General features: G+C 50.7%; 10 protein-coding genes. 9 read left to right on the forward strand and 1 reads right to left on the reverse strand.

The window, feature by feature from the left end; all coding sequences use genetic code 11:
- The first annotated feature begins 28 nt into the window (after positions 1-28).
- The 8 genes from ACTHUF_RS10180 (at position 29) to ACTHUF_RS10215 (ending at position 7,014) form a co-directional block, all read left to right on the forward strand.
- Positions 29-424, forward strand: coding sequence for an MJ0042-type zinc finger domain-containing protein (locus tag ACTHUF_RS10180; protein ID WP_296116017.1), 396 nt, complete (start codon positions 29-31; stop codon positions 422-424).
- Positions 421-1,734 (forward strand): amino-acid N-acetyltransferase, encoded by a 1,314-nt coding sequence (argA, locus tag ACTHUF_RS10185; RefSeq protein ID WP_315095020.1) that lies wholly within the window; start codon positions 421-423, stop codon positions 1,732-1,734. The genes ACTHUF_RS10180 and argA overlap by 4 nt, the downstream gene beginning before the upstream one ends.
- Before the next feature lie 44 nt (positions 1,735-1,778).
- Positions 1,779-2,558 carry an exodeoxyribonuclease III gene (locus ACTHUF_RS10190; RefSeq protein ID WP_049322320.1) on the forward strand — a complete coding sequence of 260 codons (780 nt, stop codon included), beginning with the start codon at positions 1,779-1,781 and terminating at the stop codon, positions 2,556-2,558.
- Positions 2,545-2,889, forward strand: a complete 345-nt coding sequence (locus ACTHUF_RS10195) for a hypothetical protein (protein WP_315095023.1) — start codon at positions 2,545-2,547, stop codon at positions 2,887-2,889. The genes ACTHUF_RS10190 and ACTHUF_RS10195 overlap by 14 nt, the downstream gene beginning before the upstream one ends.
- A 10-nt stretch (positions 2,890-2,899) precedes the next feature.
- Positions 2,900-3,433: an alpha/beta hydrolase gene (locus ACTHUF_RS10200; RefSeq protein ID WP_440407585.1), complete on the forward strand. Its 534-nt coding sequence runs from the start codon at positions 2,900-2,902 to the stop codon at positions 3,431-3,433.
- Between the two features lie 166 nt (positions 3,434-3,599).
- Positions 3,600-5,711: a TonB-dependent receptor gene (locus tag ACTHUF_RS10205; protein WP_440407587.1), complete on the forward strand. Its 2,112-nt coding sequence runs from the start codon at positions 3,600-3,602 to the stop codon at positions 5,709-5,711.
- 169 nt (positions 5,712-5,880) lie between these two features.
- Positions 5,881-6,576, forward strand: coding sequence for a thiol:disulfide interchange protein DsbA/DsbL (locus tag ACTHUF_RS10210; protein WP_440407588.1), 696 nt, complete (start codon positions 5,881-5,883; stop codon positions 6,574-6,576).
- Positions 6,577-6,714: 138 nt separating this feature from the next.
- Positions 6,715-7,014 carry a hypothetical protein gene (locus ACTHUF_RS10215; protein WP_004520276.1) on the forward strand — a complete coding sequence of 100 codons (300 nt, stop codon included), beginning with the start codon at positions 6,715-6,717 and terminating at the stop codon, positions 7,012-7,014.
- Between the two features lie 99 nt (positions 7,015-7,113).
- On the opposite strand, the gene ffh is transcribed toward ACTHUF_RS10215, so the two are convergent.
- A complete protein-coding gene (gene ffh / locus ACTHUF_RS10220) occupies positions 7,114-8,484 on the reverse strand; it encodes a signal recognition particle protein (RefSeq protein WP_315095032.1) in 1,371 nt (456 codons plus the stop codon).
- Positions 8,485-8,666: 182 nt separating this feature from the next.
- Between ffh and ACTHUF_RS10225 the strand changes: the two genes are divergently transcribed.
- Complete coding sequence (locus ACTHUF_RS10225) at positions 8,667-9,479, forward strand: cytochrome C assembly family protein (protein WP_003749434.1); 813 nt, start codon at positions 8,667-8,669, stop codon at positions 9,477-9,479.
- Positions 9,480-9,677: the final 198 nt, after the last annotated feature.

Consider the following 9,677-nt stretch of genomic DNA (forward strand, 5'->3'; position numbering starts at 1 on the left):
TGATTCAATACACTTACGGAAAATACTCATGCCTGCTTGTTCTTGTCCTCATTGTAAAACGCCGCATTGGGTGAAAGATGCCCAGTTGAACGTGGCGCAGGGTTTCGTGGTCTGCACGCGTTGTTCGGGGATGTTTAAGGCCAAGGATTATCTGTCGGGCAACCTGCCGGCCGATCCTGCTCATCTGCCTGTGGCGGTAACGGATGTGCGCCTCGTGCATAACATCGGCGCGCAAATCCTCAAGCATTCCAAACTTTCGCGCAAAGAAATTTCCGATTTGCTCAACAGCGCGCTCAAGGAAGAATCCAAAGCGGAAGGGCCGGCGGCGGTCAAAACGCGCAAGGACGGTTTCAACTGGACGTTGGCATCGTTGATTGCGCTGACGGTTTTGATTATGCAACTCTTTTATCTTGCCCTGCTATGAGTAACATCGCCCATTTTGTTGCCAGCTTTCGCGAAGCCGCGCCCTATATTCAATATTTGCGCGGTAAAACCATGGTGGTCGGCGTGACCGACAGCCTGTTGGAAGGCGAAACCCTGATCCGTTTGGCCGCAGATTTGAACCTGTTGGCCAGCTTGGGCTTGCGTTTGGTCTTGGTGCACGGTTCACGGCATTTGCTCGACAAATTGGCTTCAGGTCGGAATTTTGTTCCGAAATACAGCGGCAGCCGACGGATTACCGATGAAGCGACCCTGATGGAAGTGAAGCAGGTGGCGGGAATTATCCGCAGCGATGTGGAAGCCGCCTTGTTCAGCAGCGTATCTGCGCAGCAACGGAGCAAGCCGCCGGTTATTGCGTGCGGCAACTTTATTACCGCCCGTCCGTTGGGCGTTATCGACGGCGTGGACATGGGCTATACCGGTACCGTCCGCAAAATTGACGCGGAAGAGATCCGTTTGCGCTTGGATAGCGGCGCGGTGGTGCTGATCAGTCCTTTGGGGCATTCGTACAGCGGCAAAACCTTCAATCTGAGTATGTGCGAAACCGCGCAGGAAGTGGCCATGGCTTTGCAGGCGGAGAAGCTGGTTTTCTTGACCGAAGAAGCCGGTATCCGCCGTGCCGACGGCTCGTTGGCCAATACGTTGTCTGTCGGCGAAGTGCAGGAATTGGTGCGCGGCAATCCCGATGCGCCGGTTGATTTGCTCCATGCGGCAGTGTGCGCACTGGAAAACGGCGTATCGCGGGTGCAGATTCTCAACGGCCGCGAAGACGGCAGCCTGTTGCGCGAGCTGTTTACCCGCGAGGGCAGCGGTACCTCTATTGCCCGTGAGCCGTTTGTTTCCATCCGTCAGGCACGCAGCGACGACATTCCGCACATCATCGCCTTAATCCGTCCGTTGGCGGAACAAGGCATCTTGTTACACCGCAGCCGCGAGTATTTGGAAAACCATATTTCCAGTTTTTCCGTATTGGAACACGATCAAAACATTTACGGCTGCGTGGCGTTGAAAACCTTTGCCGAGCCGGACTGCGGCGAATTGGCCTGCCTGGTGGTGTCGCCCGAAGCGCGTGACGGCGGCTACGGCGAATTGCTGTTGGAACATTTATTCCAAAAAGCGCGCGCCTTAAATATCAAAACGCTCTTCGCCTTATCTACGCACACGGGCGAATGGTTTGTCGAACGGGGCTTTCAGACGGCCTCGGCCGATGACCTGCCTGCCGAACGCCGGCAGGAATACAATGCCAACGGCCGCAATTCCAAAGTGTTTGTTTATGACTTGCAGGCCGTCTGAAAACTTCAATCCCATTATCCGTTTTTAAATATCACTCAAATCTTATGTTGAAAATCATCTCTGCCAACGTCAACGGCATCCGCTCCGCCTATAAAAAAGGTTTTTACGAATACATCGCCGCATCGGGCGCGGACATTGTCTGCGTGCAGGAGCTGAAAGCTCAAGAAGCCGATCTGTCGGACGATATGAAAAATCCGCACGGTATGCACGGCTACTGGCATTGCGCCGAAAAGCGCGGTTACAGTGGCGTGGCGGTGTACAGCAAACGCAAACCCGACAATGTGCAAATCGGCATGGGCATTGAAGAATTTGACAAGGAAGGCCGTTTTGTCCGTTGCGATTTCGGCAAGTTGTCGGTAATTTCGCTGTATCTGCCCAGCGGCAGCAGCGCGGAAGAGCGCCAACAAGTGAAATACCGCTTTTTGGACGCGTTCTATCCCATGCTTGAAGCCATGAAGAACGAAGGACGCGACATCGTCGTCTGCGGCGACTGGAATATTGCCCACCAAAACATCGACTTGAAAAATTGGAAGGGCAATCAGAAAAATTCGGGCTTCCTGCCTGAAGAGCGCGAATGGATAGGCAAAGTCATCCACAAACTCGGTTGGACGGATATGTGGCGCACACTTTATCCCGATGTGCCGGGCTATACTTGGTGGAGTAACCGCGGACAAGCGTATGCGAAAGATGTCGGGTGGCGCATCGATTATCAGATGGTTACGCCGGAGTTGGCCGCCAAAGCCGTTTCCGCACATGTTTATAAAGATGAAAAATTCTCGGATCACGCCCCTTTAGTTGTGGAGTATGACTATGTTGCCGAATAAGTTTTTTGGTAAGTACGACTGGAATATAAACAGTAAAACCGGCGTAGGTGCGGTTTGGGTTGTGGCGGCATTTGTGCTGCCTATGCTGGTGTGGGCAATATTCATGCTGGCGCGGATGTCCGGCTGGGTTGCGCCGACCAAGGCCAATCCGACTTGGGCGTTGGTGTGGCTGCTGTTTTCCCTACCTTGCCTGCTGATTGCGGCCAAATGCTTTGCTTGGAAGGGCTGGCGGCTGATTGCCAACATCATACTTTGCCTGGCGACTTGTGCCATCCTCAGCGTGCCTGCCGCATTGCTGATTGCATTTACACTCAATGACTTGCTCAAATAGGCCGTCTGAAATGCAGAGCTTCGAACTCGAAGAAATGGCTTTGTTTCTGATACGCGATGCGGATGAAGCGGAAATGTGGATAGACCGCTGGGCGGTCAGCTATCCGATTGTTCAAACTGCCGAAGCCGATAGTCGGCAAACCGTTTCCGAATGGCAACACGCCATTCAGACGGCCTTTGAGCATATTGTCAGCAAAAATATTGTCGTCGTGGCTCATGGTGTTGGTGTGTCTGCATTTTTGGCATGGCTGTACCAAGCCGACATCCTGACGCAAAAACGCCTGACCAATATTATTTTGGTCTCGCCGAGTCCCGAGGCTTTTCCCGAAGACGAAATCCATACGTTCCAACGCGTCCGTTGCCCTTGTCGTACGGCGTTGGTCATTGCCGAAGCAAACGGCACGCCACGCGATTGGGCGCAAGAACAGGCCGACCGCTGGCAGGCGCGCCTGCTTCAATCGCCGCATTCCGGCCGGTTAAACGGCGCGCTCGGCGGCTGGCAATGGGGCATGAAGCTGATGCAGGAAATGCTGTTGAGTAAGTAGTGTAGCAGTATCTATTAATATTAATAAACGAAGGCCGTCTGAAACCGATATGTGTTTCAGACGGCCTTTGTTTGCAAATATCATGTTAAATATAATTAAAAGAAACTATTCTCATTTCTTTTGCGAAGCAATATAATTTGGTTGTTTCGTTAAATTGAGTATAAAAATGCAAATACCATTTCATTTGGCTTTATTACCCACGCTGATTATCGCTTCCTTCCCTGTTGCCGCCGCAGATACGCAGGATAATGGCGAACATTACACCGCCACGCTGCCGACCGTTTCCGTGGTCGGGCAGTCCGACACCAGCGTACTCAAAGGCTACATCAACTACGACGAAGCCACCGTTACCCGCAACGGACAGCTCATCAAAGAAACGCCGCAAACCGTCGATACGCTCAATATTCAGAAAAACAAAAATTACGGCACGAACGATTTGAGTTCCATCCTCGAAGGCAACGCCGGTATTGACGCTGCCTACGATATGCGCGGCGAAAGCATTTTCCTGCGCGGTTTTCAAGCCGATGCCTCCGATATTTACCGCGACGGCGTGCGCGAAAGCGGACAGGTCCGCCGCAGCACCGCCAACATCGAGCGCGTGGAAATCCTGAAAGGCCCGTCTTCCGTCCTTTACGGCCGCACCAACGGCGGCGGCGTCATCAATATGGTCAGCAAATACGCTAATTTCAAACAAAGCCGCAACATCGGTGCGGTTTACGGCTCGTGGGCAAACCGCAGCCTAAATATGGACATCAACGAAGTGCTGAACAAAAACGTCGCCATCCGCCTCACCGGCGAAGTTGGGCGCGCCAATTCGTTCCGCAGCGGCATAGACAGCAAAAACGTCATGGTTTCGCCCAGCATTACCGTCAAACTCGACAACGGCTTGAAATGGACGGGGCAATACACCTACGACAATGTGGAGCGCACGCCCGACCGCAGTCCGACCAAGTCCGTGTACGATCGCTTCGGACTGCCTTACCGCATGGGTTTTGCCCACCCGAACGATTTTGTCAAAGACAAGCTGCAAGTCTGGCGTTCCGACCTTGAATACGCCTTCAACGACAAATGGCGCGCCCAATGGCAGCTCGCCCACCGCACGGCGGCGCAGGATTTCGACCATTTCTATGCAGGCAGCGAAAACGGCAGCTTAATCAAACGCAATTACGCTTGGCAGCAGACCGACAACAAAACCCTGTCATCCAACTTTACGCTCAACGGCGACTACCACATCGGGCGTTTTGAAAACCACCTGACCGTAGGCATGGACTACAGCCGCGAACACCGCAACCCGACATTGGGTTACAGCCGCGCCTTCTCCGCCTCCATCGACCCTTACGACCGCACAAGCTGGCCGGCTTCGGGCAGGCTGCAACCCGTCCTCACCCAAAACCGCCACAAAGCCGATTCCTACGGCATCTTCGTGCAAAATATCTTCTCCGCCACGCCCGACCTCAAATTCGTCCTCGGCGGCCGTTACGATAAGTACGCCTTTAATTCCGAAAACAAACTCACCGGCAGCAGCCGCCAATACAGCGGTCACTCGTTCAGCCCCAACATCGGCGCAGTGTGGAACGTAACGCCCGCCCACACGCTCTACGCCTCGTATAACAAAGGCTTCGCACCTTATGGCGGACGCGGCGGCTATTTGAGCATCGACACTTCGTCTGCTGCCGTGTTCAACGCCGACCCCGAGTACACCCGCCAATACGAAACCGGTGTCAAAAGCAGTTGGCTGGACGACCGCCTCAGCACCACATTGTCCGCCTACCAAATCGAACGCTTCAATATCCGCTACCGTCCCGACGCGCAAAATGATCCCTACACTTGGGCTGTCGGCGGCAAACACCGTTCGCGCGGCGTGGAGCTGTCCGCCATCGGACAAATCATCCCCCAAAAACTCTATCTGCGCGGATCGTTGGGCGTGATGCAGGCGAAAGTGGTTGAAGACAAGGAAAATCCCGACCGAGTGGGCATCCATCTGGACAATACCAGCAACGTTACCGGCAACCTGTTCTTCCGTTACACGCCGACCGAAAACCTCTACGGCGAAATCGGCGTAACCGGTACAGGCAAACGCTACGGCTACGACTCAAGAAACAAAGAAGTGACCACGCTTCCCGGCTTTGCCCGAGTTGATGCCATGCTCGGCTGGAACCATAAAAACGTCAACGTTACCTTTGCCGCAGCCAATCTGCTCAATCAAAAATATTGGCGTTCGGACGCCATGCCGGGTAATCCGCGCGGCTATACCGCCCGGGTAAATTACCGTTTCTGATGAAACCAGGCAAAGGCCGTCTGAAAATAAGGCTATGTCTAAGCCATATTTCAGACGGCCTTTTATAAAGGTTGAAATAAAACTAAACACATTTTTTCACTCAAATCGAACACACCTCCAACAAAATGCCATAAAATCCGCCCATTGATTTGAATGTAAAGAGATACCTATGAAACTGAAAACCTTAGCCTTGACTTCATTGACCCTGTTGGCATTGGCCGCTTGCGGCAAACAGGCGGAAACCAGCGTTCCGGCAGACAGCGCCCAAAGCAACACATCCGCTCCGGCAGCCCCTGCCGCATTGACCGAAGGTGTCAATTACACCGTCTTGTCCAACCCGATTCCGCAACAGCAGGCCGGCAAAATCGAAGTATTGGAATTCTTCGGCTACTTCTGCCCGCATTGCGCCCATTTGGAGCCGGTTTTGAGCGAACACATCAAAACGTTTAAAGACGATACCTATATGCGCCGGGAGCATGTCGTGTGGGGTGATGAAATGAAACCTTTGGCACGTTTGGCTGCCGCAGTGGAAATGGCCGGTGAATCAGATAAAGCCAACAGCCATATTTTCGATGCGATGGTTAACCAAAAAATCAACTTGGCCGATACCGATATCCTGAAAAAATGGCTGTCCGAGCAAACCGCGTTTGACGGCAAAAAAGTATTGGCTGCATTTGAAGCGCCTGAAAGCCAAGCACGTGCGGCTCAAATGGAAGAGTTGACCAATAAATTCCAAATCAGCGGCACACCGACTGTGATCGTCGGCGGCAAATACCAAGTTGAATTTAAAGACTGGCAGTCCGGCATGACCACAATTGACCAGTTGGTGGACAAAGTACGCGAAGAGCAGAAAAAGCCGCAATAAGTTGAAGGTTGAATGAGTAAAGGTCTCGCGTCTCTTATCTTTTTTCCTTTACTTTACTGAAAGATCTAAGCCATGTGTGATTACTGTTCTGACCTGCGACCTACCGTTCGTATCAGGGTTCCGAAAGAATTATCGCAAATGTTACTGCGAGCCTCTGATCGTTTAGCAGACGGCACGCTTATCGATATTACTCCAGCCTACGACAAAGTTTATGGTCCCAGCCTTGATGTTGCCAAAACCATCGCTAACAGCGGTTACATTACCCATACAGATTCTCAGGGTAATCGTGACATATATGGTTGGAACGATTTCGTGGTGCATTATTTTCAATGTACGCACTGCAATGCCGTTTTCAGGCTTGGTGCCGAAACCTACCATGGTAGTGGTGGCCAATGGGAAATGCTGGAAGAGGCAACGATACGCTATGAAAATTCTTAAAAGGAATAGATTTCATAGTTATTATGTGAACAGTAATTCTTGCTAGAGTAAAAAAACGCCGTCTGAAACTTTTCAGACGGCGTTTTCTGTCAAATTAGCTTACAAACCCGGGAGCATACCTTTCATTCCCTTCATGCCTTTGGCCAAACGCATCAGTTTGCCTAAACCGTTGCCGCTGAACATCTTCATCATTTGTTGCATTTGTTCAAACTGTTTGAGCAATTTGTTCACTTCCTGCACGGTCGTACCTGCACCCATCGCAATACGGCGTTTGCGGCTGGCTTTGAGCAGGGCAGGGTTGGCGCGTTCTTTAGGGGTCATCGAGTTGATGATGGCTTCTACTTTGCCCATCGCTTTTTCAGCCGTGCCTTCGGGGATTTGTTTCGATATTTGACCCAGTTCGCCCGGCATTTTCGACATCAGGTTTTCCAAGCCGCCCATATTGCGCATCTGCTGGATTTGTTCTTTAAAGTCATTGAGGTCGAAGCCTTTGCCTTTTTGCAGTTTTTTCGCCATTTTGGCGGCAGCTTCTTCATCAATACCTTTTTGAACGTCTTCAATCAGGGTCAATACGTCGCCCATGCCGAGGATGCGGCTGGCAAGACGGTCGGGGTGGAAAGGTTCGAGGCCGTTGATTTTCTCGCCGACGCCGATAAATTTAATCGGTTTGCCGGTCACATGGCGTACGGACAATGCCGCACCGCCGCGCGAGTCGCCGTCCATCTTGGTCAATACGACACCTGTCAGCGGCAGGGCTTCATTAAATGCCTGAGCAGTGTTTACTGCATCCTGACCCAACATGGCATCGATAACAAATAAAGTTTCAACCGGGTTGACCGCAGCATGAAGCGCTTTGATTTCGTTCATCATCTCTTCATCGATTGCCAAACGGCCGGCGGTATCGACCATCAAGACATCGTAAAAATGTTTTTTGGCGTAATCGACGGCGGCAGTTGCAATCTCAACCGGTTTTTGGTTGGTATCGGATGGGAAAAAGTCCACGCCGACCTGTTCGGCCAACAGGCGCAGCTGTTCAATCGCGGCAGGGCGGTAAACGTCGGCAGATACCACCAAGACTTTTTTCTTCTGATCGTTTTTCAGCAGGCGAGCGAGTTTGCCGACGGTTGTTGTCTTACCGGCACCCTGCAAACCGGCCATTAAAACGATGGCAGGCGGTGAAACCGATAAATCTAGCGTTTTGTTTTCCTTGCCCATCAATTCGACTAAGGCTTGGTTGACCACACCAATAAAGGCTTGGTCAGGCGTCAGACTGCCGACGACTTCTTGGCCAAGGGCCTGTTCTTTGACTGTGTTGACGAATTCTTTAACGACGGGCAATGCAACGTCGGCTTCCAGCAGGGCAAGACGAACCTCGCGCAAGGCTTCTTTAATATTGTCTTCGGTCAGCGTTGATTGGCCGCGAATATTTTTAAGTACCTTGCTGAAGCGGTTGGTCAGGTTGTCTAACATACTTATCCTTGATAATGAGAATAGCTGCCCAATACAGGGCATTCTTTGTTAAAATAAAATTCGGATTATTTTACACGATAGTCCGAAGTTATGCTTCAAGAACACAAACACGACACCAAGGCCGTCTGAAACCCTGCCGGCCGTACGTCAAGTGTTCATAGTATCTATTGAGAAAGATATTTATGCCGATTGTCTTAATCTGCCTGATGCTGGTGTATGCCGGATTGGGCGCATTTTCCTGGTTGCAACATAAAAAGCACAATAATAAATCTTACCCGCTGAAAACCGAGCTGCTGATTTTGAGTGGCGCATTATTGGTACATGGCGCAGCATTGATGTTTCCAGTATTGCAGGATAGGGTATTGATTACCGGTTTCGGTTATTCGCTCAGCCTGATAGTCTGGCTGATGCTGATGATGTACTGCTTGGGCAGCTTCTTTTATTGTCTGCGCGGTGTGCAACTCTTATTGTATCCCTGTGCCGCATTGACCTTATTGCTGGGTTTCCTTTTCCCGGGAGATTTCACAGGTCGTCAAATCGTAGACTTATTGCCGCTGTCGCACATTGCATCATCATTGCTTGCATACGGACTATTTGGCATCGTTACCTTATTTGCCATCCTAATCCTTTTAATCAACCGTAATTTGCACAAACGCCGTTTTTCCGCATTGGTCAGCTTTTTGCCGCCTTTATTGAGTTTGGAGAAACTCATGTTCCAAGGTATTTGGGCAGGTTTCATTTTATTGACCTATTCCGTTATCAGCGGTACGTTTTTTGCAGAAGCCGTTTTCGGCAAACCCATGACCTTCACGCATAAAACCATCTTCAGTATTATGTCGTGGCTGATTTATGGCGCATTATTGTTGAAACACAGCATGACCGCATGGCGAGGTAAAAAAGCCGCCGTTTGGACCATTGTCGGATTTGTCAGTCTGATTTTTGCCTATATAGGCAGTAAATTTGTCTTAGAAATTATCCTGCATCGTATAGGATAAATAGAAACCATACAAAAAGGCCGTCTGAAACCAAAATTTCAGACGGCCTTAGTATTGAATCAGGTTGGATTTTGGAAGCGAATAGGGAAGATTTGAGGTGTTTTTAGAAAAATAAAAACCCTGTTAAAACAGGGTGGTGATTAAATTTTCGAAAATAATTTTGCGAAAGGTGTTGACTGGTTTTGTTGGGAGGCGTAT

Source organism: Neisseria sp. P0024.S006 (assembly GCF_051956595.1).
GTDB lineage: Bacteria > Pseudomonadota > Gammaproteobacteria > Burkholderiales > Neisseriaceae > Neisseria.

Bases quoted from the DNA above. Each gene is read 5' to 3' on its own strand.
- argA (WP_315095020.1), top strand. From the start codon at position 421: ATGAGTAACATCGCCCATTTTGTTGCCAGCTTTCGCGAAGCCGCGCCC.
- ACTHUF_RS10200 (WP_440407585.1), top strand. From the start codon at position 2,900: ATGCAGAGCTTCGAACTCGAAGAAATGGCTTTGTTTCTGATACGCGAT.
- ACTHUF_RS10190 (WP_049322320.1), top strand. From the start codon at position 1,779: ATGTTGAAAATCATCTCTGCCAACGTCAACGGCATCCGCTCCGCCTAT.
- ffh (WP_315095032.1), bottom strand. From the start codon at position 8,484: ATGTTAGACAACCTGACCAACCGCTTCAGCAAGGTACTTAAAAATATT.
- ACTHUF_RS10215 (WP_004520276.1), top strand. From the start codon at position 6,715: ATGTTACTGCGAGCCTCTGATCGTTTAGCAGACGGCACGCTTATCGAT.
- ACTHUF_RS10205 (WP_440407587.1), top strand. From the start codon at position 3,600: ATGCAAATACCATTTCATTTGGCTTTATTACCCACGCTGATTATCGCT.
- ACTHUF_RS10180 (WP_296116017.1), top strand. From the start codon at position 29: ATGCCTGCTTGTTCTTGTCCTCATTGTAAAACGCCGCATTGGGTGAAA.
- ACTHUF_RS10195 (WP_315095023.1), top strand. From the start codon at position 2,545: ATGTTGCCGAATAAGTTTTTTGGTAAGTACGACTGGAATATAAACAGT.
- ACTHUF_RS10210 (WP_440407588.1), top strand. From the start codon at position 5,881: ATGAAACTGAAAACCTTAGCCTTGACTTCATTGACCCTGTTGGCATTG.
- ACTHUF_RS10225 (WP_003749434.1), top strand. From the start codon at position 8,667: ATGCCGATTGTCTTAATCTGCCTGATGCTGGTGTATGCCGGATTGGGC.